Here is a 25,297-nt window from a genome sequence, read left to right on the forward strand (position 1 = left end):
TTATTCCTTGTTTAATTTATTCCAATTAAGATCAGCTTGCTCAATAAACTTATCTTTATCATTAACCCATGTTGCTTGAACAGATTCATCATAGTTCAAGTAAAGTTTGCCTTTATAAACACTCCAGAAAGCAGGCTTTCCAGGTGCTGTATTATCACTTGCCATTGCCCATGCACAGTAGCCGCCGTATTGAGGAGCATATTTCTCAGGATCACCTTTAAATAACGCTAAGTTATCTGCGCTTGAGAAGTACCAATCAGCACCTTGGTATTCTAAGGTATATTTACTGTCGCCTTCGACTGGTTTGTTTTCAGTGAAGTAAGCAACCACATCGTAACCACCAGCCGCTTTATTACTGAAATAGCTAGTGTAAATTGCGTCAGCTGCATTTGCACTTTGTAATAATGCAAATCCCATTAATAACGTCATTTGTAACATTGAAAATAGCTTTTTCATATTCGCCCTGCCCTTATATAAATAAATGTAAACAACTAGACCTTAGTGGTGCTATTTTTATTGCTTTTATTTATTAATATTTTAATAAAATCGCTATATTTCCAATATTGACCACCTAAAATAATACCCATTAAGAGCTATAAACTTCTGATAAGTAAAGACTAAAAATACAAATAGTCAAACGCCAGAAACAAAAAAGCCTCATTTAATTACTTAAATGAGGCTTAAATGAGAGATAAAAGTTCAGTTATAAAACAGAGAGTTTATCTTTCATCTCTTGATGTTTGGCTAACATAGTTTCACTTGGTTCATTGCTTAATAAGCTAGTAACAACAATCGCTACGGTTGCAAATACGATACCAGGGACAATTTCATATACGTCAAACCACCCGCCAGTTAACTGTTTCCATACCACTATTGTCACACCACCCACTAGGATACCTGCTAGTGCGCCAGCTCGGTTCATACGAGACCAAAATAGACTCAAAACAATAACTGGACCAAATGCAGCGCCAAACCCAGCCCATGCGTATGATACTAAGCCTAATACTGAGCTATCCGGGCTGAAGGCTAAGAATAAAGCGATTAATGACAAAGCAACAACACCTAAACGACCCGCAAGCACCACTTTTTCTGAACTAGCTTCTGGATTGATATGTTGCTTATAAAAATCTTCTGCTAATGCTGAAGAAGAAACTAACAACTGTGAATCAGCAGTACTCATAATCGCCGCTAAAATAGCCGCTAATAAAATACCTGCAACCACTGGGTGGAATACACTATTAACCAATAACATAAAGATAGTTTCACTGTCTTCTAACACTCCGCCTAAGTTGTTATCGACAAAGCCAATGCCGACTAAACCAACTAAAATAGCGCCTGCAATAGATAAAGCGGTCCAAACCACTGAAATACGACGAGCTGTCGTTAGGTCTTTATTGCTACTTGCAGCTTGGAAACGCGCTAAAATATGCGGTTGGCCAAAGTAACCTAATCCCCATGCCGCTAAAGAGATAATCCCAATGGCAGTCATCGGTGTACCATCAGTATTACTGAAAGCAGATAACAGCTCTGGATTTTTTAATGCTAAAGAAGATGTTAAATCGCCTAATGAACCATCCATAGCAATTAATGGCACAGCAATCAGTGCAGCAGACATCAACAAACCTTGTACTAAGTCCGTCCAAGATACCGCTAAGAATCCACCAAATAAAGTGTATGAAACTACACAGACAGTACCGATGATCACGGCAATCTTATAATCAAGGTCAAATACTGTTTGGAATAATTTACCGCCAGCCACTAAACCAGCACTGGTATAAAAAAGGAAGAATAGTAAAATGAAGAAAGCAGAAATAGTTTGTAGTAACTTGCTTTTATCTTCAAAACGACGTGCAAAATAGTCAGGTAATGTTAATGAATCATTAGTCACTATAGTGTAAGTACGTAAACGCTTTGAACATATAAGCCAATTTAACCAGCTACCAATAAGCAAACCACCAGCAAGCCAAAATGAACCGTAGCCTGCGACCAGTGCATAACCTGGTAAACCTAATAATAACCAACCACTCATATCCGAAGCACCGGCAGAAATAGCTGTTGGCCATGGACCTAATTGACGTCCTCCTAAAAAGTAATCAGATGAATTGACGGTTTTGCGATAAGCCCAGTATCCAATACCCATCATCATCGCTAAATAAAAAAGAAAAGTTGCGATCACTGCAACATTTTGATCCAACATAAGAAATAACCCTCCTAAACACTACCCTGTGATAAATTAGTATTAACGAGAACAACAATCATTCCTTAATTAGAGTTCTTAACAATACCCTAACAAAATAGTCATTAAATAGTCTGATTTATGGTTTTTTCGCTTATTATTAAAACAATTTGATTGATTTCAAGCCAATTAATGAGATCTAAGTCACACTTAGGAGAAGTGGCTTTTAAAGAAAACTGGATGAAATATAAGCACATTTCATCTATCTAAAATTGGTAAGCCATTCCTGTTGAGACAATAAAGCGATTACTATCATAAAACTCAATATTGGCATCTTCTCTGCTATATCCGAGCATCATAGTCCAATCCCAGCCCTTCCAATTAAAGGGACGTTGATAGCTATATAAAGAAAAAATACTGAAAGTATTAACCTGTTGTGTTGTATCAAAAATAGGATTTTCTTGTTGATGGAAACGCTTACCTGCGCTTAAGGTAGTAATTAATGTGTGTCTATCACTAAATAACATCAGCGCCACTTGAGCAACATATTGATCAAAGCTATTTGCATCACCTTCTGCATTACGATGAGTGTATTGCAAAGTTGGTTTCAGCAATAATCCACGATCAATAGGAAACAAAGTTTCTACTTCGAATTTTTGATATAAACTATCGCGTTGTAATGCCGCTATTTCCTGTGCATCCATTAACTGACTTTGTCCACTCTGTTCATCATCAATGCTACTGCTGGCCACCGCATATTTAAGTGTAAATGGAGAACCAAAGATTCGTTCCACTGCAACCCTTGCCCCACCAACACTAATATCCGTGGTATCGCGGTCACTATTTTCAACAAATGGATCTGACCATGTTTCATTTAAAAAGGACAATTTAGGAAAGAATGCAAAAGTGAACTTAGTATCATCAGAAAACTGATGTAGTACCCCGAGCTCATATTGAAATTTTGCTGTGGAGACTTGATCTCGACTATTGCCTAAAAAAAACTGGGTATGACGGCTATTTAAAGTGTACTGTATTCGACCTAATGGATAAGTCAGACTCGATCCTGAGAATTGACCACTATTACTTAAATTGTCAGTGACTTGGTTATCATCGTCAGTATCAAATTGTGATGTACCACCGCTGTATCCTACATTTACACTCAATGTAACATCCCAACCAGCTTCCTTACTTAGCGGCTCAGCAATCACAGCATGATTAGCCAATAAAACCGGTATAGATAACCACTTGATAATTTGCAACATACTCACTCCTTTGATACACATTACCCCATACTACTTAATTAATGGGACAAGCATTTTTTCTAAACCATTCAATTTTATTTCATAAATTAGTGCAAGTTGCTCACCTAACTTACCTTCAGGGAAACCTTTGCTATTAAACCAGACTAAGTAAGGCTCAGGTAAATGGATTAATTTACTTCCCGCGTACTTACCAAATGGCATAATTTGATTAATTGCATCACTTAATGCCTGTGGGTTATCTAACATATTCATTCCTTTAAGCAGATTTTAATCAATTTCATTAAACAGGATAACTGCAAAGCTACCTGCGTAGCTGTCATATTAAAACCGATATTTAACCGAAAGCAATGTGAATACAACCCTAGCGTACTAAACTCATCACCAATGCGAATATCGATTTTATTTTGTCTCGCTAATGGTTTTAATTGGTTAGTATTAAGCTTAGCAACCTCAATCCATAATACAAAACCGCCTGCAGGGTGACTTATTTTACTACCTTCGGGTAAATTTCCCTGTAGATAAGTCATATACAACAAAGTTTGTTGCTGTAAATGTAAACGCACCTTTTTGAGGTGGTTGATATAATCACCACGGGCTATGAAATCAGAAATAGCAAGTTGTAAAGGCGATGTAACCCCCTGATTCGCAAATAAACGTTGTCGTAAATAAGCATCTAAATACCGTCCAGGTAAACACCAGCCTAGTCGATAACCTGCGGCAATGGTTTTAGATATCGAACCGCACCACAGTACATAGCCTTCCCTATCCCAATGTTTTGCAGGTAAAGGGATGACTTGTTGAAAACCCAACTCAAGATAGACATCATCCTCGATAATCGGCACTTTATAACGCGTCGCTAATTCAACTAATTTTTGTTTTTGCAGAGCATTCATAGATGTGCCTTGCGGGTTCATATGAGAAGTACAAAATAAACCAGCTTTTATAGTACCTAATTGCATCTGTTTTTGCAGTTGCTCAAGATCTATCCCTTCTTTAACAGATGGAATTTCAACAACTCGTCGCCCCATTACACCTAATAGTTCCAATAAACCAGAAAAACAGGGAGAACTAATGGCAATGGCATCACCAATACCCGTGGTGATTTCAATAGCAGTGCGTATCGCATCTAAGCAACCATGGGTCACAACACAATCTTTTGCTGAAAAATGAAAGTCGACACTCTTGAAATGCATGCTTAGGTTTTCTCTAAAACTTATCTCTCCTTGGGGATGAGGGTAATGACTTAACAAATCCCCCTGTAGCTTCATCGCTCTTTTGAAGCTTTGCTGTAATTTAATCACAGGCATTAAGCTAGGGTCATAACGAGCAATCCCTAATGGACATGGATCTACAAATGGATTATTTAGCTTTGGTAATGATGGTTGAGTTGTTGCACTTTGAAAGGAGATTATCGTCGGAGCCTTTGGTTTCTTGTCTATCACTGATTGTTTAGCAACATAATAACCTGATTGTGGTTTTGCTAATAACCAGCCTAGTGACTCTAAATGCTGATAACAATTTAATGCGGTTGTCATACTGACATTATGTAACAATTTAAAGTTACGTAAAGAAGGCATCTTAGTATTAACTGCCAATTGCCCAGATTCAATTTGTTGTATACATTGTGCTGCTAATTCTTTATACCTCATATTCGCTTCCTTAATAAATTGTACCGCTTTAATTTACAATTATTGTATCTGTTCTCTTTTTTAGTTTGTTTGATAATAGACACAAGAGCAAGTAAATCAATAGAGAGCAAATAATGAAAAGAAACGATTTAATATTAGGTGTATTAGTGATGGTAGTCTGGGGGCTAAACTTCTCTGTTATTAAACTAGGTGTTAACGAGATTGATCCCTTATTACTAACTGCATTACGCTTCAGCTTAGCGACTTTACCCGCTATCTTCTTTGTTAAAAAACCAAATGTGTCATGGTTATATTTAATCGTTTATGGATGGTTATTTGCTATTGGTATTTGGGGAATGGCAACCTGGTCAATTCAAGCAGGGTTAAGTGCGGGTATGGCATCGGTTTTATTACAAATGAACGTCGTATTTGGTTTATTCTTAGGCTATTTCCTATTAAAAGAGACACTCTCTATCAATAAAATAATAGGAAGTGCTCTGGCCATAATAGGTTTATTACTCTGCTTAACGGTTACCAATGGTTCGATTACTCAATCAGGATTAATATTGATCTTATGTGCCGCACTTGCTTGGAGTTTGGCGAGTATCACCGTAAAGAAAGCGGCACCCAAACAGGTATTTGCTTTCAGTTTATGGGCCATGGCATGCGCACCTATTCCATTATTTTTAATGGTTTACTGGCAGTCAGGTAGTTTACCTTTCAACACCTTATCAACTCAGCTTAATGGACGTGTTATTTTTTCGGTTTTATTTCAAGCCTATCCAGTCACCTTGTTAGGATACTGGATTTGGAATCGTTTATTGATCTCTTACCCATTAACTATGGTGGCGCCTTTAACCCTATTGGTGCCTATCTTTGGTTTACTAGGAGGCGCACTGTTTTATCAAGAACAAATTAGTGCAGTCACACTCGTTGCCAGCCTTTGTGTCATTAGCGGTGTGTTTGTTGGATTTATCTCCTTTAAACCTTTTAAAAAATGGGTATAGGATTTTTCACTACTTTATAGATTGTAAAAAGCAGGTACACTAGCCAACAATTATTGATTGATTGATTGAGTGTGTTATGACTTACCAAGCTGCTATTTTTGATATGGATGGTTTGCTACTGGATACTGAACGTGTCTGTATGCAAGCGTTTGAACAAGCCTGTCAGCAACTATCTTTACCTTTTGTTAAAAGTGCTTACCTCAAAATTATAGGTCGCAATGCAAAAGGCATTGAAGAAGCGATAATGAATCATTACGCACAATATACCGAATATGCTCCATTGCGCAAAGCCTGGATGGATGGTTATTGGCCAATTGTTGAAACACAAGCGATTCCAGTAAAAGAGGGAGTTATTGCTTTACTAGAATGGTTTAAATCTCAGTCTATTCCAGTAGCAGTGGCAACCTCTACACATCAGAAACTCGCCGCAACAAAACTTCGATTAGCCGGTATTGAGCATTATTTTGAACATATTAGTAGTGGGTGTGAAGTCACCAATGGTAAACCACATCCTGAGATATTTCTGTTAGCTGCGCAGCGATTAAAAGTAGCGCCACAAGCTTGCTTAGCTTTTGAAGACTCAAGTAACGGGGTTATTTCTGCTTTAGCCGCAGAGATGAAAGTCTATCAGGTACCAGACTTAGTAGTACCTGATGCCGACATCATTGCATTGGGACATAATATCAAGACATCGCTTAATGATGTACTAGATGATCTCCAAAAAGTCAGTTAAAAGCATTATGAAGCTGGCAGTTGATTAACGAAAATAAGCTGCTCAGTTTCGAAGCCGTATTCTTTAGCTGTCTTAATAAAGTCTTGTTTTACCGCTTCACTTACCTCTGGTGTACGCGATAAAAGCCACAAATATTCATGGTTATAACTACTTATAAAAGCATATTGATAATCAACCTGATCCATTTTAAATACAATATATGAGCCATAAAATGGTCCAAAAAAAGAGACCTTCAAATGTCCAATATTCTCATCGTTTACAAAATAGGCTTTACCAACCGCCTCTTTCCATTGTTGATTATCAGTTGAATAACCTCTATTAACCACTTTTATACCACCATCATCACGCATTGAATAGGTGGCTGTAACTTGTTCTAATCCCTCTTCAAAAGAGTGATTTAAACGTGCGATTTCATACCATGTACCTAAGTATCGTTCACTATCAAAATTTTTAACGGCTTTCATGCCTTCGGGTATACCTGTGCAACTGGTTTGTAATAAAACGGCAACCATCAACAATAAAAATCTCATTTATCTTCCCCTAATCGTCATGATGTAACTTAATACGTATGCTTAAATATATAAGACCACCATTAACTATGGTTGATACTTATTTTTTGATGCTCATGTATTAACGGTTTCTGAATCAATTGCTTAAGTTGATAATAAACTCACCAAAATCCATTCTTATTCAATAACTGTTGATCGCGTAAACGCATATACTCTCTAGGTGTAATGCCACTCCAACGTTTAAAAGCGCGTACAAAATTATTCACATGGGTATAAGATAATTTTTCTGCCAATTCTTGATAATCATAAATATCTTGATTAATAAGGTCACACGCTTGTTGAAATCTCACTTCATCGAAAACTTTACGAAGAGATGTGCCTTGTTCATGAAGCTTCCTTTTTAATGTACGAACACTGGTTCCTAATGAACTCGCAATATTTTCAGCTAGCCAACCTTGACCAAAATAATTCTGCTTTAACAACAGCTTAAAGCTTTGTAAAAAACAATCTGGAATACAATCCAACTTAGATGAATTAGAAAACGTTTTAGATAGATGACGATCTTCTAATAGGTCATGCTCAATAGCAATTGCAGAATAACGCTGTCCTAGCTCTACTTCAGCATCATTAAAGAAGCGAGACTGATCAAGGCCCAACCCTACAGTATCTTGTAATTTTATCTTTTTAGGTTGCCAACCATCACCTGCATAATTTTCGATGACTTTACACAGCAAACTCAACACATGCTGCTCGGCTTGCCACAGTTTATCTTTAACATAAGGATATTGTGGTCGACAAATCCAAACGCATTGCTCACTTTCTTTAAGCCAAAACAGGCTATTATTATTATGCAAACCAATTTTATGAATTAAAAAATGCAAAGCTTGGTACAAGTTATCAGCCTCTAATAATTGCTTAGTAAACTCACCATACTCCGATAAATGACTGTCTTCTGCTAACAAACCACCTAGATGTGACATTCCCTTCATTTCCGCAGCAAGCTCTAAAAAGCGCCAAACTTTAGTTTCTAAAATCAACTGATTTGAATTATCCAATTCTATATGATCTAAGTCCGCTTGCTCTAGTAAGGCTTCCACAGGCAAAGATAATGTACGTACATACTGAACAATAACGCTCAAATGACTTGCTCTAATTAAATGTAAACGTATCGGCATACATATACCTCGCTCTAAACTTTTGTTTTTAATATAAATTGATTAGTTTCAGTATAGACATTAAACACTAACTAACCAGATTTTCTACCCACAAAAGAACATTAATTCATTTTTATTTGATCTTGGAGAAATATTATCAATCTATTTTTAACTTTTATGGATAAGATAAAAGCTTGGTTAGCGAGTTTTGAGAAACTTGTTAAGTTTCAATTATTAATATTTTCTTTAGTTAATTAGATTAAAATAGAGGCAATATAAAAATTGCTTATGCCATTTCTATTCGTATAATGCGTGGCTAATTTACGTTTCGGTCCGTAGAAGGAGGGAAAATACATGTCAAATACAGTTGTTTGTGCTTTATATAGGTTTGTTGAACTAGCAAATTACGAAGAGATTCAAACCCCATTACTCAATATATTGAATGCAAACCAAGTTAAAGGCACTTTATTGTTAGCTAGCGAAGGTATCAACGGTACTATTGCAGGAGAACAAGAAGGTATTGATAACGTCCTAAATTGGTTAAAAGCGGATCCGCGTTTAGCTTCATTGACTGTTAAGTTTTCATTTGACGATGAAAACCCATTTTACCGTACCAAGGTGAAACTGAAAAAAGAGATCGTAACCATGGGTGTAGAAGGGATAGACCCAAACCGCACTGTGGGCACCTATGTAAAGCCGAAAGATTGGAACGCATTAATCAGCGATCCTGAAGTATTATTGGTTGATACACGAAACGATTACGAAATTAGCATCGGTACCTTCGAGAATGCAGTGGATCCAAAAACCACTAACTTCCGTGAATTTCCAGAGTATGTTAAGGAAAACCTAGATCCAGAAAAACATAAAAAAGTCGCTATGTTTTGTACTGGTGGTATCCGTTGTGAAAAATCAACAGCTTACTTAAAAGAGCAAGGTTTTGATGAAGTCTATCACTTAGAAGGTGGTGTACTGAAATACCTGGAAGAAGTGCCAGAAGAAGAAACAATGTGGAAAGGTGAATGCTTTGTCTTTGACAATCGCGTATCAGTTAACCACCAGCTAGAAAAAGGTCAGTACGACCAATGTCATGGCTGTCGTTTGCCTATCACTGAAGAAGATAAGAAATCAGAGAAATACATGCAAGGCGTGAGCTGTCACCAATGTCACGACTCCCTTTCTGAAGAGCAAAAGCAACGTTTCCTTGAGCGTGAGAAACAAATTCGTTTATCTAAACAGCGTGGTCAAAACCATATCGGTTCAGAAGCGGTATCTCAACTAGAAGAAAACAGAGCAATCAAACAAGCTCAAAAAATGAAACAACGTGAAAAAGCTTAACTTGGCATACCCGATATCAACAACACAAACGTGTTGTTGATAGATAAACGATACTAACCATAGCCTAAGGCTTAATATCTCATTTATCCGTGCACCATCCCGAGAATCACTAAAAACAGCTATATTTACCCTTTCCTCCTAAAAAAAGTATAAATATCGAACAATTTTGTTGAAGTAAGATAATTTAGCCACTACAGTCTAAGTTCAATTGCGCAGTAACAGCATAATTTTAAATAAATAATGAAAAAAAACTTCATTTTTTTATAAATCTGCCGATAACTATCAAGTATGCCTAGTAAGGCTTAATAACAATAATAACAATTGAGCAGAACAATTTATCTCATAGGATGAGGCTAGCAATAAGGAACTAAGGTCGAAAAGCACTAGTATTTTTTCACTTCCCTTCTTAAGCAATGTGATTTATTCCTCATACAACATGATTGTTCAATTAAAAAGAATCAATTTACTTTGATGCTGTAACAGCATATTTTTTATTTAAAATCGGTGCTAATAATATGCCAGAACAGATTACAAACATTTTTCAATATAGTGAATACAACCTATTTGCGCTTTCAACTTATAATCCCTGGTTGATTATTATCTCATTGTGTATTGCGATATTGTCTTCTTACATGGGTTTTCAAATCGCCCATCAAGCATATAATGCAACGCCAGCACGCAAACGAATTTCCATATTAATCGGTAGTATCGCATTAGGAGGTGGCGTTTGGTCAATGCACTTCATCGGCATGATTGCCTTAGAGTTATGCACTGATATTTCATACAATTTAAATATAACTCTATTGTCATTTATCCCATCATTAGCGGCCTCTTGGGTTGCGTTAACCCTGATCACCAATGACCAGATAAGACTAAAGCAATTAATTATTGGTGGTATATTAGTTGGATCTGGCATTGGGGCAATGCATTATATCGGCATGGCAGCGATGGAAATGGCACCACTACTGAGATATAACTTAGGTATTTTTGTGCTATCTATTGTGGTCGCAGTATTACTCGCAATTATCGCTTTATGGGTGAGTTTTGGCTTAGAAAAAAGTAAAAAGTTGCAATATAACAGAAATACTAAAATGGCTATTTCTAGTGTTGTTATGGGGTTTGCTATTGCAGGAATGCATTATACGGGGATGGCCGCAGCACGATTTGTTCTTCCTCCAGGCATCGAACTATCAGGGCAAAGTAGCGATATATCCCTAATACTCGCATTCGGTATTACCACTGTCACTGTAGTGCTCATAATAATTGTATTAGGTACAAACTTACTGTTTCGTTATAAAGATATCTCCACCAGCGCCACTAATAACGAACGCCGCTTGCTAGCAACCATGAATACCGCATTAGATGGCATTATCACCATCGATGCAAAAGGCACCATCATTAGCATCAATAAAGCCGTATCAAGTTTATTATGTTGGTCTGAAGATGAATTAATTGGTCAAAATGTAAAGATGGTAGTACCAGGTTCAGATCAACAACACCATGACCAATATATTTCAAATTACCTCACCTCTCGACAAGCTAAAATCATTGGAAAAGGACGAGAGGTTTCAGTACTCACCAAGCATGGCGAAAAAATTCCTGTCCATTTAGGGATTGGTCATATTGAATTAGATGACCAGAGCATGTTTGTTGCCTTTATTTCTGACTTACGCCAACGTAAAGCGTTAGAGATGACGCTACGAGAAAAAGAAACCAAAATCCGCTCGTTAATCTCTAATATTCCGGGTATTGCTTACCGTTGTTACGACCAAGCGCCTTGGTCAAATTTATTTATCAGTGATGAAGTGGTTAATATGTTAGGGCACCCTGCTGAAGACTTTTTAGGTGATGCTCCTAAATATCATCTCAGTGAATTTATACACCCAGAAGATAAAGAACGAGTTATCAACACTGACCTTCATAATCCAGATGGATATCTATTAGAATTTAGAATGATAGATAAGCACAATAAAGTGAAATGGGTACTTTCCCATGGCCGAGCGCTAAAAATAGAACACAGTGATGGATATTATCTCGATGGCTTTATTATGGATATCAGCGATCGAAAAGTAATGGAATCAGCTTTAATAACAGCAAAAGAGACAGCTGAGCAAGCTGCGGCTACCAGAGCAGCATTTTTAGCTAATATGAGTCATGAAATACGCACTCCAATGAATGCAATTATTGGTTTTAGTGATATTTTACTCGATGAAGCATTAAGCAGTCATCAAAGAAAACAAATCTCAACAATCAACCAATCCGCCCGTTCATTATTACATATTTTAAATGATGTACTTGATAGTGCTAAACTAGATAAAGGTAAGTTCCAATTAGAATATCGTGATTTCTATTTAGTAGAAGAGGTCGATTCAGTTGTTTCTACACTTTGGTTACAAGCACAACGTAAAGGGTTACTCCTAGAATTACAAATTGATGAGCAAGTACAACAATACTTCCACGGCGTACCTGACCGTATAAGACAAGTGCTCACCAACATTATCGGTAATGCGATCAAGTTTACCGAGCAAGGTGGAGTAACTATCAAAATCAATAGTCCACAACCAGATACCTTACACTTCGCTGTCATAGATACCGGTATGGGTATGACAGACACTCAGTTACAAGCAGTCTTTGAAGCCTTCTCTCAAGCAGACGCATCGATGAGTCGCCGCTTTGGTGGAACAGGGTTAGGTACGACTATTAGTAAGCAATTAGTAGAATTAATGGGTGGAACGATCACAGCAAAAAGTGAGCTTAATAAAGGTTCTACTTTTGAATTTACAGTGCCCATTAAAAAAGCTAAGCAATCCAATGCGAGCAAAAAACAAGAACTACACATCGACCTACCGCAATTAAGTGTATTGATTGTCGATGATATAGAGCAGAATATTGATCTATTAAAACTAGTATTAAAACGTAATAAACACGTTGTATCAGTCGCTATCAATGGTGAACAAGCGCTATTGAAGATGAAGAGTGAGCAATTTGATCTGGTACTAATGGATGTGCAAATGCCCGTAATGGATGGATTAACGGCTGCTAAACTGAGACGTCAATACGAGCAAGAAAATGGTCTACCACGATTACCTATTATTGCCCTTACTGCTGGAGTATTACCGCAAGATAAGAGATCAGCATTAGATTCAGGCATGGATGGCTTTACCAATAAACCAATTAATGTGCCGCAATTGTTGAAAGAGATCACACGAGTATTAACCGGTGGAAAAACTCAACTTGTTGAAAGCACACCAATATCCGAGAAACATTTACGCGTAGACCTAGATAAAGGAGTTCAACTATGGGGGTCAAAAACATCCTTATTTAATGAAGTTACGCGCTTTTTAGAACAATCTAAAGAGACTATCGATACCCTACCTGAGTTAGTCAAATCACATCAATGGACTGCATTAGAAGAAGCCGCTCATAAATATAAAGGTGTAACAGGTAACCTAGCATTGAATAGGTTAATGGAAGCGTTCAAAGGCTTGGAAGAAGTAAGTCATAAACAAGTAGAAGAAAAAGCCCTACACTTTTTAGATCAAATAATAGAAGAATTAGAGGCTATCACTGTATGTGCTGATAGAATGTCTTCAGTAACTCATAAAGCGATTGAAATAAGCCCCAAAACCCCCTCTTACGCTGCATTAATAGACCTATTATTAAAGCTTAAAATCAGTGTGGAAAATAATGAGTTTGATGACCAACTACTTGATTCATTAGAAGAATTACAATCAAATCGGGAAAATGAGATCAATGCTATTATAACAGCCTGTAATGACTTCGAGTTTGAAGTCGCATTAAATCATATAGAAGATTTAATTAAATCAATACAGTCACTTAACTAACTTGTTTGACAGAGTAAAATTAAATGCCAAATAGTAAACCTAAATTATTAGTCGTAGATGATGAGCCTATCAACTTAAAGGTATTAAACAACATACTTAAAGACTTATATAAGCTGATTTTTGCAAAAAGTGGGGCAGAAGCACTACGTTTAATTGAAAAAGAAACACCAGACTTAATTCTACTTGACGTCATGATGCCAGAAATGACTGGGTATGATGTTTGTGAACACTTAAAAAAGCAACCCGCTTATAAGTCTATCCCTATTATTTTTGTCACCGCTTTAAACGATGCGATCGATGAAGCCAAGGGGTTAAACTTAGGTGCGGTGGATTACATATTCAAACCAGTCACTCCCGCTGTTGTTAAAGCCAGAGTGAAAACGCATTTATCATTAGTAGACGTCGAAGAACTGAAGAGAACACGCTTACAAGTTATCCAACGTTTAGGCAAAGCGTCAGAATATAAAGATAATGAAACTGGCATGCATATTCTACGAATGAGCCATTACTCAAAAGTGATTTCACTCGCTTATGGACATTCGATGAAAGAAGCTGATGACCTACTGCATGCAGCACCGATGCATGATATCGGTAAAATAGGCATCCCTGATAGGATTATGTTAAAACCAGGCAAACTAACCGATGAAGAGTTTGAAGAGATGAAAAAGCACCCTGAAATTGGTGCAGAAATTCTTGGGGAATCAGATTCAGATTTAATTGATCTAGCCAAAGTGGTTGCCATGACTCACCATGAAAAATGGGATGGCAGTGGTTACCCCAAACAACTCAAGGGAGAGGAAATTCCTATTGTAGGTCGTATTGTGGCACTCGCAGATGTATTTGATGCGTTAACCAGCAAGCGTCCTTACAAGCATGCCTGGCCTGTGGAAGAGGCTGTTGATTTTATAAAATCGCAAAAAGGTATACATTTTGATCCAGACCTTGTTGATCTTTTTGTACAGGAGCTAGATAAAATACTGGAAATCAAAAATAACTGGCAAGATTAAAGGTTTCCAGTTCCTAAAACACGAGATAAATAGTCATAAAAAGTTTACCAATATAAAAGACATTGACCATAAAATAAGCCATAATTCGCCCCCACTAATCGGGTCGTTCAAAAAAACAACCAACACAGCATTCAATTTAAAAATAGCTTCAGGAAATTAATTATGTCCCATGTCGGCACTCTTTATATCGTCTCAGCGCCAAGCGGAGCAGGAAAGTCTAGTTTAATTCAGGCGTTATTAAGCGATCCATCAAACCAACCTTCTCAGGTGTCGATTTCCCATACTACACGCTCACCTCGTCCAGGTGAGGTCAATGGCGAACATTATCATTTCGTTAGTGAAATAGAATTTAAACAGTTAATCGAAGAAAATGCGTTCTTTGAATGGGCTGAAGTATTTGGTAATTACTACGGTACATCACGTGTTGCTATTGAAGAGTCATTAGCACAAGGTATCGATGTCATGTTAGATATTGACTGGCAAGGTGCTCGACAAGTGCGAGAAGTAATGCCAAATGCAAAAGGTATTTTCATCTTACCACCCAGTCGTGAAGAGCTAGAATTACGTCTTAATAAACGTGGACAGGATAGCCAAGAAATCATCGCTAAACGTATGCAAGAAGCACAATCTGAAATGTCTCACTATAATGAATATGATTATTTAATCGTCAATGACGATTTTGATACCGCGATACAAGAGTTTTCTGCTATTGTACGGGCATTGCGCAGTGAGCAAGAAAAACAAGCAATAAAGCACGTTAAAACAATCAACGCGTTATTAGAAGTATAATCTCTATACTAAGATGCTGGATCAATTGCTATTTAGCACATATAATAACCGCCCCTTTTTTATGTAATTAACTTTTGGAGTTAACCAATGGCACGAGTAACCGTTGAAGATGCAGTAAATGTAGTAGGCAACCGTTTTGATCTAATCTTAATGGCTTCTCGCCGAGCTCGCCAGCTTGCGACACAAGGTAAAACACCTTTAGTTGAACCAGAGAATGATAAGCCAACAGTAATTGCATTACGTGAAATTGAAGAAAACTTAATCACTAATGAATTAATGGATATTCAAGATCGCCAAGAAAAGCATGAGAAGCAAGCTGCTGAATTAGCTGCTGTTGCTGCAATTGCGGAAGGCCGTGGCTAAACCCCACTTGCCTTATGAATATGGAAGAACGCTGAGCATGAGAATGCTCGGCGTTTTTTTTGTACTGCATTAGTTAATCTGTCATGTGATAATAATCCCCCGTTATAATCACTGATTTACGCTTTACCTTATCAGGCCACCGCGTAGATAATCTTGTTATGATCAGATATACACCGTTCACCTTAAACAATTGAATGGTATTAGGATAACTTAACTTCTCAGGAGAATGTTTTGATCACTTTATTAGCGCCAACGGTCGCAATTCTTGTTGGTTTCGTACTGCTTATTTGGAGTGCCGATAAATTTGTATTAGGCGCCTCTAATACAGCCCGTAGTTTTTCGATATCGCCTTTAATTGTGGGCATAGTCATTGTTGGTTTAGGCACGTCAGCACCAGAAATGTTAGTATCATCGATGGCCGCATTTGAAGGAAATACTGGTTTATCAATTGGTAATGCAATTGGCTCTAACATTACTAATATCGGTTTAATGTTGGGGATTACAGCCCTCTTCTATCCGCTACATATCCACTCTAAACTACTAAAACGTGAAATGCCTGTCCTACTAGCAATCATGCTACTCAGTTATTATCTGCTATTTGATCAACAGCTAAGTTTTATTGACGGTGTGATATTGCTAGGCTTAATGATTGCAATGCTAGGTTTTACTATATGGGAAGCAAAAAGTAATGGTAAAGACAGCCTACCTCAAGAAATTTTAGATGAGTTACCAGAAGAAATCAGCAAGACTGAAGCTTTAAAATGGTTGGTTGTTGGTATTATTGTATTAATTGCATCGTCTCGTCTCCTTGTTTGGGGCTCAATCGAAGTAGCAGAGTACTTCCAAGTCAGCGATTTAATCATTGGTTTAACCATTGTTGCAATTGGTACTAGCTTGCCTGAGTTAGCAACCACTATTGCTGCGGCACGTAAGAAAGAATTTGACCTAGCTGTTGGCAATATCATTGGCTCTAATATGTTTAATATTTTAGGTGTAATGGCATTACCAGGTTTAATTAGACCTGGTGGTTTTGACTCTGTTGTTATCAGTCGAGATTACCCTGTTATGTTAGGCCTGACGATCGCACTATTGATATTTTCTATTGCATGGCATAAAGGTAAGCAAAGTATTTTAGGGCGTGTAGAAGGCGGTTTATTATTATTAGGTTACATCGCATATATGGTTTGGTTATATATGGATTTAGCTGGATAAATAATAAATGAGGGTAATTAATTCTCTATTAACTACCCTCAATATTATCGCTTAAGCTTGTTTTGCCGGTAATGTTTTAGCATGCGTTACGTACAATGCCATCCCAGTAAAGATTAAACCACCAACAATATTACCTAATGTAACTGGTAATTGATTCCACGTTAACCAATCCATAATAGTAAATTCAGCGCCTAGCATCATACCTAATGGGAATAAGTACATATTCACCACTGCATGCTCAAACACTAAAGCAAAGAAGATAAAGATAGGGAACCACATCGCTAAGGTTTTACCACCTACAGACTTAGGTGTCATTGAACCAACCACACCTAAACACACCATCCAATTACATAAAATGCCTTTCACAAACACAGTGATCCAACCATCGACCCCATGCTCTGCAAAACCTAATGAGCGAGCAGTAGACGCTTTAATAAATGCCTGACCAACGGCGCCAGGTTCAACACTAAAGTTCATGATAAAAGTTAATGCCACTAAATAAGCAACGGCGACCGCACCAATCAAATTACCTAAAGCAACTAATAACCAGTTACGTAAAATAACGCTTTTAGTAATGTTTGCACGCTTATCAAATAACGCTAACGGAGCCAATGCAAACATAACTATTACAATTTTCAGTGCGGCCATTAGCATCACCAATACTGCCCACATCAACACCTAACAATTTTAATTTGGCACTCATATCAGCACCGGTAAATGCATTGTCAGTGCCGAGCAATGTATCTACTGCGACTTTTGCCATGCTATAACCTGGTGCAACTAAACCAAAGAACTGACTATTCCAAGAAGCACATTCACCAATGGCAAAGATATTTGGATCAGAGGTAACGCACTGGTCATTAATACTAATACCACCGCGAGGCGCTGTTTCTAAGTCAGTTTGCTTGGCGAGTTTATCCTGTGGTCTGACACCAGTAGAAAAGACAATAAAGTCCACTTCTAACTCAGTGCCATCAGCAAATTTCATGGTATTACGTGCATTTGTACCACTAGCAACAATTCCTTGGGTATTCTTAACGGTATGAACATTTACACCAATACTTTCGATTTTACTACGCAAAATTTGTCCACCTTGCGCATCTAATTGCTCGGCCATTAAGACGGGAGCAAACTCAATAACATGTGTTTCTACACCTAATGCTTTTAGAGCGCCAGCAGCTTCCAAACCTAATAAACCACCGCCAACTACCGCTCCTTTCTTGCTGTTGCGTGCTACTTTTTCAATGGCGTTTAAATCTTCAATGGTACGGTAAACAAAACAATCTTTACTTTCATTGCCTTTAATAGGTGGTGGCCATGACTAGCTTGTCGTAAAAGACTGCACGACCAGTTTGAGAGTGAATAACTTTTTCATCTCTATTAATCGTTAATGCACGTTCACCAACCAACATTTCAATATTATTTTTTTCATAATATCCTGTTTTAACCAGTGATAACTCGTCGGCAGTATGATGAGAGAAATATGAAGAAAGATGTACTCGATCGTATGCAACTCGAGGTTCTTCACAGAAAGCAACAATATCAAAGTTAGCTAACCCTCCCTTATCGATAAGCTCTTCGATAAAACGGTGGCCAACCTACCATTGCCAATGGTGACTAATTTTTGTTTGCTCATAATGTTTCTCTCACCTAATTAATTTAGGTGAAAGATAAGGTAATAGTGACTTTTAAAATTGACGAATATCAAGGTAGGTTTAAATAACGGGTATAACGCTTACATTTAATTTAAAAACGCGATTAACTACAATTTAATTATGGTTAACTTATGATAAGGAGAATCATTACATAGACAAAAAATCTTTTAATATTAATAAATTAGCAAGAAACATCTAAAATATTAGGATAAATGAATTGATAGCCTAATGTGCGTTTAACTTTTTCATTACTAATTACTTTAGTCGCACTATTTTCAGCAATGATATAGTCAGGTTTAGGCAACCCAAGCGACAAGGCCATCTCAGTATAATAGTCTTTCTTTGTTGGGTGATTGTCTGCACAGCCGTTAAAGATCTCTCCCCAAGCCTGTTGCGTTAGTATCGTTTCAATCAATTTAATACAATCCGCTTGATGAATAAGGTTTACTTTTCCGAAGCCATCTTTAATACTTTTCCCAGAAGCAAAGAATCGACCTGGATGGCGTTTTCGGCCAATCAAACCTGCTAAACGAAGTACTGTACACTCAAAGCCAATGTTATCAGTGAAGCATTTTTCTATCTTTCGTAGGTTTGTTTCAGAGGTTAGTTGATCGCTTTCGCTGCATAAACCAGCATCATTGGGGTAAACAGAAGTAGAGCTAATAAATAACACCTGCTGAATTGGGCTTTTTGCAATCTCTTCAGCAAGTTTTTCAAAGGCAGGTAAAGCTTTACAGGTGATATTAATAATTAGTGTTTGAGCTTGTAGAAAGTCTTTTACATTGCCTTGTAGCGCTTCAATATCAATTATATGAGGCGTAACTCTCGTTTTTTTTAATGTACTAACTTTTGTAGGAGTACGTGTTGATAAACCCACCTCATAACAAGCTTGAGCAAGATGATTTGCCAATGGTTCACCTAACCAACCACTGCCTAAAATACTAACTGTTTTATTATTTATCATGTTTTTTACCTTAGCCATTAGCGATTTCTCTAGCGTTTACTCTTGATGGCTGCTTTGCTGGCGACGCGAGCTAATATTGTTAATGATAATCTGTTTTTCACTATCTGATGCCTGTGACCACTCAGTGATCTCAGTTAGACTACGATAACAAGCGGTGCAAATATCTTGGTTATTTAAACAACAACGTCCAACGCAAGGTGAAGCAAGAGCATTCATCTAATATATTTCCTTTATTATAATCATAAGACCTCTGTAAAATGCTTTATAAGCGTTTAATACACATTAAACAGCAAAGTATACTAATGCAATGGTGCCTACCTCTTTGAACGCTTTTATGCCATCCACAGATCAGTTACAATTTTACCTTGTTCATTAACATAAAGAGATAAAAATGAAAATTATTCGTTGGATATTAGGCCGTATCATTTTACTGCTGAACTTTATATTTTCGCCTAAAAAACTGCAAAGAGATGCAGCATCACAACAGAAAGTGGATCAACAAACTAAAAGCTTACAACTATATCAATTCGCTGCTTGCCCTTTCTGTGTCAAAGTCAGAAGAGTAATGCGTAAAAATGCATTAAACATCGAATTAGTGGATGCACAACAACCAGCCAATAGAGCCCTACTGATTGAACAAGGTGGCAAAGGCACAGTACCTTGTTTACGTATTGAAGAAGATAATAAGATCACTTGGATGTATGAGTCGTCAGATATCGTCGCTTACTTAGAAAAAAGGTTTGCTTAATCCCAGTCGACCTATTGTTATATTTAACGATTATAAAGAGTGGAGATTGATATAAGAACAAGTACATTCAAACAACTGCTTTCTTGAGCGCTATTTGAATGTACTTAAATCAAGCTAAACGTTATGTATTAGCTGAAGTTGAAGCAAAAGCCAAACCTTCACGGTAATACTGATTAGCTTGCTCTTGCATCTCTTGCTCTTCCATTAAAGAAGCAATCAACTGATAATCCGTCACATTAGGTAATGTTTTCAAACTTTCACTAAGATGATCTATCGCCGCTTTAGGGTGACTCTCTTTAAGTTTTAAGTGCGCCAATGCTTGATGAACATAATCCGCATGTGCAGATTTCTTTAACTGCTTTTCAAGAAAAGTAATGATTGGATAATGATCCGTTACTTTTATCTTCTGTAAGTAAGGTAATAATGGCAAAGAAAACTGACGTTGTAGTTTATCTAATAGAAACTCTTGCGCCAATTTACCATGGTCATTATCAATAAAAGCTTCTAATACTGCTTTTTGATAAGACAACTCTTTACGCATCCAACGCGCCACATCTTTATGCCAATAATCATTAAGTAATTGACCACTTTCCGCCGCAAGCTGTTGAAACAATTGTTGATGAGCATGTAGCTCTAACTCTGCCACTTGTTCTGCATTCAACGTCAATAATTTACGTTGGCTATTTAACAGGGTAATTAACTTCTGCCATTCATTCATTGCAGGGTACAAGGTAATGTAATGTTCCAGGATTTGCTTATTCTTAGGAAACTGTTGATTTAAGTTAGTTAGAGTCACTAATGCATTTTCGTATTGCTGCGCATCTAGTTGTAATTCGGCCCAAACTAAACCAACAGCAAGTTTAGATTTAGGGTATTCGCTCGCTAACTGTAAATAATCATCACGTTGGTTAAACTCGCCATTTTTATGTGACGCACGTGCAGCCGCAATATAGGTAAGCGCAGGAGACTCACTTCGAACAGCAGATTTGGAAAGCAGCTTTTGCGCATGCTTAGTATTACCTTCTAATAGTGCCAGCATACCTAACAAACTATTTTTTTGTGCTTTACGTGTTTTACGCTGCCCAAACCAACCACGTGTCACACTGCTCATTGAGAGAATTTTTCTTAATAGCCACTCTAGCGCCAATAGTAAGAAGTAAAAAATAATGGCAATAAAAACAGCATTAATAATAGTCGTTTCATAGGTTGTATAACTATCAAATGAAACTAATATATAGCCTTTATGAGCACTCAATTCAGGTGCAAAGATTAATCCTGTGAGTAAGATAATGACAATTGCTATTAATCCAATCATATCAGCTACTCCGCACTTTCAATGGTAAATGATTTGCTAATACGCTGCTTTAAAATATGTGAAAGTAAAGGTGCGCTCTTGAATTGATCAGGATAATCAATGGAGATAGTTTCTTTGCTGAGTTTTTGAATTGCATTGTAAAATTGCTGCGTGCTTTTATCACCCATATCGTAATAAACGGACACCAATTTTAATGCGCCTTGTAACGCTATGTCGTAAATTTCTTGCTGCTCTCGATACACCGCAAATTCAGCTTTCGATAAGTGATTTCTTAAATTCTCACTTAAATACCAAGCTTGTTCTGGGGATAACAAAGCTTCAACAGGCTTGTCACGGTGAGAAATAACGATAAAGCTTTCAATGAAAGAGTCCCAAGAACGATCTAAATTCGCTTCCCAGTCAGAAATATCGGTAGATACTTCTTGTGTATCGGTTTCTTCTGCTTCAGACATGGTCAGGCCAGCAATCATCAGTGTATCGATACGACGCTCTAAGCTTGATAAAGATAAGATAATGCCATCCACATCACGTGAAGGTAATGCTTCTAACATATTAATATCTTCTAATAATGCACGGCGCAACGGATTAAGACTAGGATCACCCATTTCAACAATACGTTGATCTGCAGTGCTTAATAACGCAATAGTGGCATTTAAATCATGCTCTAACCACAACTTACGGCCTGATAAGTTAATTAGATATTCCACTTCTGCTAAAATCCAATCACTTGGATGACGGATATTCGTTTCAGCTACCGCACGGCGTAAAGATTGAATGTCATCATGATATAGTTTACTTTTATTTTGGCTATCTAAAAGCTGAATATTAAGCTGTTCTACTTGAGTCTTAACACTATCGTTCGATGATTTGGTTTGCTGAAGCTGACTATTTAATCGCGCAGTTTGAGAGTCTAATTTATTACTTAATACTTCAATCTGTTCTTGATAAGCAGTGTTTGCGCCTACATTATTTTTATAAAAGTAGTAACCAAACCCTAAAACAAAAAACAATATAATGAACAGAATGAGAATAACAGCTACTAATAGCTTAGAAGATTTTTTGCGCTTTTTTTTCTCAACTTGCACTTCTGGCTCAGTTGGAATTTCTGGAGTTTCAGTATTAGTATCAGTCATAATTTTCCTATTTTAAAACTAATGGGCTATACAGAGGAGATCAGTTATCATGAAAAAAATCTACTATCTGATTTGTATGTAAACTTGGTAATAATATAATATTTTCCACGCCTAACAATCTAGCTTGATCAGCAACACGTTGACTTGGAACATAAAAAGTTAACTTACATAACCAACTTGTATATTCCTTTGGCACAAGTACAAATAATTGATTTAAAATTTCCACACTGCTGATAATAGCACCATTTATAGATGCTTGTTGCCAATAATTAACTAAATCTATGCCATCTAGATCGAGTTTTACACGTTTATATGTCTGAAAGAAATCGACCTTAGCACCTCGTTTAATTAAAGTGTTTTCGAGTAAATCTCTTCCGCCTTCACCACGAAGGATTAAAATTCGCTTCCCATCTACATTTTGTAATGTATCTAGCGCTAATAAACCTTCACTGTCAAACCGAGATAAAGGGCAAATAACCTGTTGTTTACATGCCATTTTCAATCTATTTTTCGTTGATTTACCTACTGCAAAATATTGAGTTTTAGGCCAATCACGGTGAATGCTCTGTTCAGCATATTTAACTGCGTTACCACTTACCGCAATCACTGCATCATATTGTGCAGATAAAAAGGCATCTAATCTATGTGGATCATCTAAACCGACTACAGTCAATAACGGTTGGGCAATAGAGAAACAACCAATCTCAGCTAAAGCATCAACAAGTTGTTGAGCATGAGGAGCAAAACGCGTTATCAGCAATCGGTCAGAACAAATCACTTATATACTTCACTTAAAATTTCTTTAGCACCTGCATCTAATAATTGTTGAGCAAGTGCTTCACCTAATTCATGTGCTTTATCTGCATGACCTGTTATCTCTTTACGTATGATGTTTTTACCATCAATACTACCTACTAAACCACGCAAAAATACTTGCTCACCATCTAATAGAGCGAAGCTACCAATTGGCACTTGGCAGCCACCTTCCAATGCTAAATTCATAGCACGTTCAGCAGTTACTCTGATACGAGTCTGTTGATGATTTAATGGTGCTAATAATGCGATTGTTTCTTGGTCATCTAAGCGGCACTCAATACCAACAGCACCTTGACCAACTGCAGGAAGGCTAATCTCAGGCTCAATAAAGCAGGCGATACGATCGTGCATTTCTAAACGCATTAAACCTGAAGCCGCAAGAATAATTGCATCGTATTCACCATCATCTAATTTGCGTAAACGCGTATTCACATTACCACGTAAGTCTTTAATCACTAAATCAGGGCGTAATGATTTAATTTGGCATTGACGACGTAAACTACATGTCCCGACTACAGCACCTTGAGGTAAGTCAGCAATCTTTTTAAACTGATTAGAAACAAGTGCATCGCGAGGATCTTCGCGTTCACAAATAACACTTAACCCTAAACCTTCAGGAAAATCTACAGGCACATCTTTCATAGAGTGCACTGCAATGTCAGCTCTGTTTTCTAACATAGCTACTTCCAATTCTTTAACAAATAGACCCTTACCACCTACTTTCGCTAAAGGTGTGTCAAGAATGATGTCACCTTTAGTTTTCATCGGTAACAATTCAACGGTTAAATCAGCATGATGTTTAAGTAATTCAGCTTTAACAAAGTTAGCTTGCCACATAGCTAAAGGGCTATGACGTGTTGCAATACGAATAATTTTTTTAGACATAAGCGTCTCTCTAATAACAGGATAATTTATGCTATCAAATACAAACTAATGATCCATATAAATATGACTGAAAAGGGAAAAGAGAAGAAAATATTGATAAAGACACAGCATCGATAAGGTCATGCATAATAATTTAGCGGACTAATATCACAAGTAGACAGCTATTTGTAAGTAGAAATAATCATTTAGATAATAAATGCAAATAGTAGCAACATTAATTAAACAAAGCTTAATATCAGGGCGAAGGGATAATTAACTGACAGGTTAGTGTTACGAGCGAAAAAACTCTGATATTCCTTTTTTAGCCTGCTTGTTTTAGGTTTTGATATTGATGCATTCAATGTCATATAGATTCGCTTTGTTCATAGCTGTTAATCGATGTCTGCGATAACTGTCAGCCTAAAAAAAGGAGTGCAGAGCTTACCCGCTCGTGAGCCCTGCCTATCGGTAAACTCACCCTACTTTCAGCGTAGCTCATCATAAATCAACAGACATGAAAAAAACCCTGTCGATGTTAATCAACAGGGTTCGTTTAATGAAGCGCTTGGCGATGGAAAGTCCTCGCAGCGCTCGTGGACCATCGCTGTCGCGGATCCACCAGGGCACGCGGAGCTTAGCCCGCTCATAAACCGATACTGGCGTATCATTCGCCCCTAGCTATCACACATAAGGTTGGCCACTACGTGGCACTTTATTTACCCCATGTTCAAGTCGCTATAAAACCAACAGCCAATAACGAAAAAATCCCTGCTGACATAGTC

At 37.3% G+C, this 25,297-nt stretch carries 23 protein-coding genes and 1 pseudogene; 9 read left to right on the top strand and 15 right to left on the bottom strand.

What is annotated here, in order from left to right; genetic code table 11:
- The 5 genes from OW492_RS14150 to OW492_RS14170 form a co-directional block, all read right to left on the bottom strand.
- Positions 1-456 (bottom strand): YHS domain-containing (seleno)protein, encoded by a 456-nt coding sequence (locus OW492_RS14150; protein WP_290040894.1) that lies wholly within the window; start codon positions 454-456, stop codon positions 1-3.
- A 247-nt stretch (positions 457-703) separates the two neighbouring features.
- Positions 704-2,197 (bottom strand): sodium/proline symporter PutP, encoded by a 1,494-nt coding sequence (gene putP / locus OW492_RS14155; protein WP_290040895.1) that lies wholly within the window; start codon positions 2,195-2,197, stop codon positions 704-706.
- Between the two features lie 245 nt (positions 2,198-2,442).
- Entirely contained in the window at positions 2,443-3,438 is a 996-nt protein-coding gene (locus tag OW492_RS14160) for a DUF2860 domain-containing protein (RefSeq protein WP_290040897.1), read from the bottom strand.
- A 30-nt stretch (positions 3,439-3,468) separates the two neighbouring features.
- Positions 3,469-3,684, bottom strand: a complete 216-nt coding sequence (locus tag OW492_RS14165) for a DUF3820 family protein (protein WP_290040899.1) — start codon at positions 3,682-3,684, stop codon at positions 3,469-3,471.
- Positions 3,685-3,686: 2 nt separating this feature from the next.
- On the bottom strand, positions 3,687-5,087 hold the full coding sequence (locus tag OW492_RS14170; protein ID WP_290040902.1) for a PLP-dependent aminotransferase family protein: 1,401 nt from the start codon (positions 5,085-5,087) through the stop codon (positions 3,687-3,689).
- A gap of 113 nt (positions 5,088-5,200) precedes the next feature.
- On the opposite strand from OW492_RS14170, the gene OW492_RS14175 reads away from it, so the two are divergent.
- Entirely contained in the window at positions 5,201-6,073 is an 873-nt protein-coding gene (locus OW492_RS14175) for an EamA family transporter (RefSeq protein WP_290040904.1), read from the top strand.
- A gap of 76 nt (positions 6,074-6,149) precedes the next feature.
- Entirely contained in the window at positions 6,150-6,806 is a 657-nt protein-coding gene (locus OW492_RS14180) for an HAD family phosphatase (protein WP_290040906.1), read from the top strand.
- Positions 6,807-6,811: 5 nt separating this feature from the next.
- Here the strand turns inward: OW492_RS14180 and OW492_RS14185 are convergent, their stop codons facing one another.
- Both OW492_RS14185 and OW492_RS14190 read right to left on the bottom strand, forming a co-directional pair.
- Positions 6,812-7,336 (bottom strand): lipocalin family protein, encoded by a 525-nt coding sequence (locus OW492_RS14185; RefSeq protein WP_290040908.1) that lies wholly within the window; start codon positions 7,334-7,336, stop codon positions 6,812-6,814.
- 140 nt (positions 7,337-7,476) lie between these two features.
- A complete protein-coding gene (locus tag OW492_RS14190; RefSeq protein ID WP_290040910.1) occupies positions 7,477-8,490 on the bottom strand; it encodes an AraC family transcriptional regulator in 1,014 nt (337 codons plus the stop codon).
- A 333-nt stretch (positions 8,491-8,823) separates the two neighbouring features.
- On the opposite strand from OW492_RS14190, the gene OW492_RS14195 reads away from it, so the two are divergent.
- The 6 genes from OW492_RS14195 to OW492_RS14220 all read left to right on the top strand — a co-directional run bounded on the left by OW492_RS14195 (position 8,824) and on the right by OW492_RS14220 (position 17,020).
- On the top strand, positions 8,824-9,804 hold the full coding sequence (locus tag OW492_RS14195; RefSeq protein WP_290040912.1) for a rhodanese-related sulfurtransferase: 981 nt from the start codon (positions 8,824-8,826) through the stop codon (positions 9,802-9,804).
- Positions 9,805-10,319: 515 nt separating this feature from the next.
- A complete protein-coding gene (locus OW492_RS14200; RefSeq protein WP_290040914.1) occupies positions 10,320-13,649 on the top strand; it encodes an MHYT domain-containing protein in 3,330 nt (1,109 codons plus the stop codon).
- A gap of 23 nt (positions 13,650-13,672) precedes the next feature.
- Positions 13,673-14,656: a two-component system response regulator gene (locus tag OW492_RS14205; protein ID WP_290040915.1), complete on the top strand. Its 984-nt coding sequence runs from the start codon at positions 13,673-13,675 to the stop codon at positions 14,654-14,656.
- Between the two features lie 162 nt (positions 14,657-14,818).
- Positions 14,819-15,445, top strand: a complete 627-nt coding sequence (gene gmk, locus OW492_RS14210) for a guanylate kinase (RefSeq protein WP_290040916.1) — start codon at positions 14,819-14,821, stop codon at positions 15,443-15,445.
- 87 nt (positions 15,446-15,532) lie between these two features.
- Complete coding sequence (rpoZ, locus tag OW492_RS14215; RefSeq protein ID WP_113819230.1) at positions 15,533-15,808, top strand: DNA-directed RNA polymerase subunit omega; 276 nt, start codon at positions 15,533-15,535, stop codon at positions 15,806-15,808.
- Between the two features lie 231 nt (positions 15,809-16,039).
- The gene (locus OW492_RS14220) at positions 16,040-17,020 is read left to right on the top strand and encodes a calcium/sodium antiporter (RefSeq protein ID WP_290040918.1); all 981 of its coding nucleotides are present in this window, start codon (positions 16,040-16,042) and stop codon (positions 17,018-17,020) included.
- A 51-nt stretch (positions 17,021-17,071) separates the two neighbouring features.
- Here the strand turns inward: OW492_RS14220 and OW492_RS14225 are convergent, their stop codons facing one another.
- The 4 genes and pseudogenes from OW492_RS14225 to OW492_RS14240 form a co-directional block, all read right to left on the bottom strand.
- Entirely contained in the window at positions 17,072-17,692 is a 621-nt protein-coding gene (locus tag OW492_RS14225; RefSeq protein ID WP_354669236.1) for a formate/nitrite transporter family protein, read from the bottom strand.
- Positions 17,631-18,656, bottom strand: a pseudogene (locus tag OW492_RS14230) (FAD-dependent oxidoreductase); the annotation flags it as partial. The pseudogene OW492_RS14230 and the gene OW492_RS14225, both read right to left, overlap by 62 nt.
- 200 nt (positions 18,657-18,856) lie before the next feature.
- Positions 18,857-19,639 carry an NAD(P)-binding domain-containing protein gene (locus tag OW492_RS14235; RefSeq protein ID WP_290040920.1) on the bottom strand — a complete coding sequence of 261 codons (783 nt, stop codon included), beginning with the start codon at positions 19,637-19,639 and terminating at the stop codon, positions 18,857-18,859.
- A gap of 36 nt (positions 19,640-19,675) precedes the next feature.
- On the bottom strand, positions 19,676-19,855 hold the full coding sequence (locus tag OW492_RS14240; protein ID WP_290040922.1) for a DUF1289 domain-containing protein: 180 nt from the start codon (positions 19,853-19,855) through the stop codon (positions 19,676-19,678).
- Positions 19,856-20,030: 175 nt separating this feature from the next.
- On the opposite strand from OW492_RS14240, the gene OW492_RS14245 reads away from it, so the two are divergent.
- Positions 20,031-20,387: a glutathione S-transferase N-terminal domain-containing protein gene (locus OW492_RS14245; protein WP_290040924.1), complete on the top strand. Its 357-nt coding sequence runs from the start codon at positions 20,031-20,033 to the stop codon at positions 20,385-20,387.
- Between the two features lie 121 nt (positions 20,388-20,508).
- Here the strand turns inward: OW492_RS14245 and OW492_RS14250 are convergent, their stop codons facing one another.
- The 4 genes from OW492_RS14250 to hemC are packed head-to-tail and all read right to left on the bottom strand — an operon-like array spanning position 20,509 to position 24,536.
- Positions 20,509-21,702 carry a heme biosynthesis HemY N-terminal domain-containing protein gene (locus tag OW492_RS14250; protein WP_290040926.1) on the bottom strand — a complete coding sequence of 398 codons (1,194 nt, stop codon included), beginning with the start codon at positions 21,700-21,702 and terminating at the stop codon, positions 20,509-20,511.
- Positions 21,703-21,707: 5 nt separating this feature from the next.
- Positions 21,708-22,835, bottom strand: coding sequence for a uroporphyrinogen-III C-methyltransferase (locus tag OW492_RS14255; RefSeq protein ID WP_290040927.1), 1,128 nt, complete (start codon positions 22,833-22,835; stop codon positions 21,708-21,710).
- Between the two features lie 40 nt (positions 22,836-22,875).
- Positions 22,876-23,613, bottom strand: coding sequence for a uroporphyrinogen-III synthase (locus tag OW492_RS14260; RefSeq protein ID WP_290040929.1), 738 nt, complete (start codon positions 23,611-23,613; stop codon positions 22,876-22,878).
- Positions 23,610-24,536 (bottom strand): hydroxymethylbilane synthase, encoded by a 927-nt coding sequence (hemC, locus tag OW492_RS14265; protein ID WP_290040931.1) that lies wholly within the window; start codon positions 24,534-24,536, stop codon positions 23,610-23,612. The genes OW492_RS14260 and hemC overlap by 4 nt, the downstream gene beginning before the upstream one ends.
- Positions 24,537-25,297: the final 761 nt, after the last annotated feature.

This window comes from Psychromonas sp. 14N.309.X.WAT.B.A12 (assembly GCF_030397575.1).
Taxonomy (GTDB): domain Bacteria; phylum Pseudomonadota; class Gammaproteobacteria; order Enterobacterales; family Psychromonadaceae; genus Psychromonas.

Excerpts from the sequence above, each read along its gene's own strand:
- hemC (WP_290040931.1), bottom strand. The coding sequence starts at position 24,536 with ATGTCTAAAAAAATTATTCGTATTGCAACACGTCATAGCCCTTTAGCT.
- putP (WP_290040895.1), bottom strand. The coding sequence starts at position 2,197 with ATGTTGGATCAAAATGTTGCAGTGATCGCAACTTTTCTTTTTTATTTA.
- OW492_RS14180 (WP_290040906.1), top strand. The coding sequence starts at position 6,150 with ATGACTTACCAAGCTGCTATTTTTGATATGGATGGTTTGCTACTGGAT.
- rpoZ (WP_113819230.1), top strand. The coding sequence starts at position 15,533 with ATGGCACGAGTAACCGTTGAAGATGCAGTAAATGTAGTAGGCAACCGT.
- OW492_RS14185 (WP_290040908.1), bottom strand. The coding sequence starts at position 7,336 with ATGAGATTTTTATTGTTGATGGTTGCCGTTTTATTACAAACCAGTTGC.
- OW492_RS14150 (WP_290040894.1), bottom strand. The coding sequence starts at position 456 with ATGAAAAAGCTATTTTCAATGTTACAAATGACGTTATTAATGGGATTT.
- OW492_RS14240 (WP_290040922.1), bottom strand. The coding sequence starts at position 19,855 with ATGAATGCTCTTGCTTCACCTTGCGTTGGACGTTGTTGTTTAAATAAC.
- OW492_RS14235 (WP_290040920.1), bottom strand. The coding sequence starts at position 19,639 with ATGATAAATAATAAAACAGTTAGTATTTTAGGCAGTGGTTGGTTAGGT.
- OW492_RS14250 (WP_290040926.1), bottom strand. The coding sequence starts at position 21,702 with ATGATTGGATTAATAGCAATTGTCATTATCTTACTCACAGGATTAATC.
- OW492_RS14245 (WP_290040924.1), top strand. The coding sequence starts at position 20,031 with ATGAAAATTATTCGTTGGATATTAGGCCGTATCATTTTACTGCTGAAC.
- OW492_RS14225 (WP_354669236.1), bottom strand. The coding sequence starts at position 17,692 with ATGTGGGCAGTATTGGTGATGCTAATGGCCGCACTGAAAATTGTAATA.
- OW492_RS14205 (WP_290040915.1), top strand. The coding sequence starts at position 13,673 with ATGCCAAATAGTAAACCTAAATTATTAGTCGTAGATGATGAGCCTATC.
- OW492_RS14165 (WP_290040899.1), bottom strand. The coding sequence starts at position 3,684 with ATGTTAGATAACCCACAGGCATTAAGTGATGCAATTAATCAAATTATG.
- OW492_RS14175 (WP_290040904.1), top strand. The coding sequence starts at position 5,201 with ATGAAAAGAAACGATTTAATATTAGGTGTATTAGTGATGGTAGTCTGG.
- OW492_RS14160 (WP_290040897.1), bottom strand. The coding sequence starts at position 3,438 with ATGTTGCAAATTATCAAGTGGTTATCTATACCGGTTTTATTGGCTAAT.
- OW492_RS14200 (WP_290040914.1), top strand. The coding sequence starts at position 10,320 with ATGCCAGAACAGATTACAAACATTTTTCAATATAGTGAATACAACCTA.
- OW492_RS14255 (WP_290040927.1), bottom strand. The coding sequence starts at position 22,835 with ATGACTGATACTAATACTGAAACTCCAGAAATTCCAACTGAGCCAGAA.
- gmk (WP_290040916.1), top strand. The coding sequence starts at position 14,819 with ATGTCCCATGTCGGCACTCTTTATATCGTCTCAGCGCCAAGCGGAGCA.
- OW492_RS14190 (WP_290040910.1), bottom strand. The coding sequence starts at position 8,490 with ATGCCGATACGTTTACATTTAATTAGAGCAAGTCATTTGAGCGTTATT.
- OW492_RS14170 (WP_290040902.1), bottom strand. The coding sequence starts at position 5,087 with ATGAGGTATAAAGAATTAGCAGCACAATGTATACAACAAATTGAATCT.
- OW492_RS14195 (WP_290040912.1), top strand. The coding sequence starts at position 8,824 with ATGTCAAATACAGTTGTTTGTGCTTTATATAGGTTTGTTGAACTAGCA.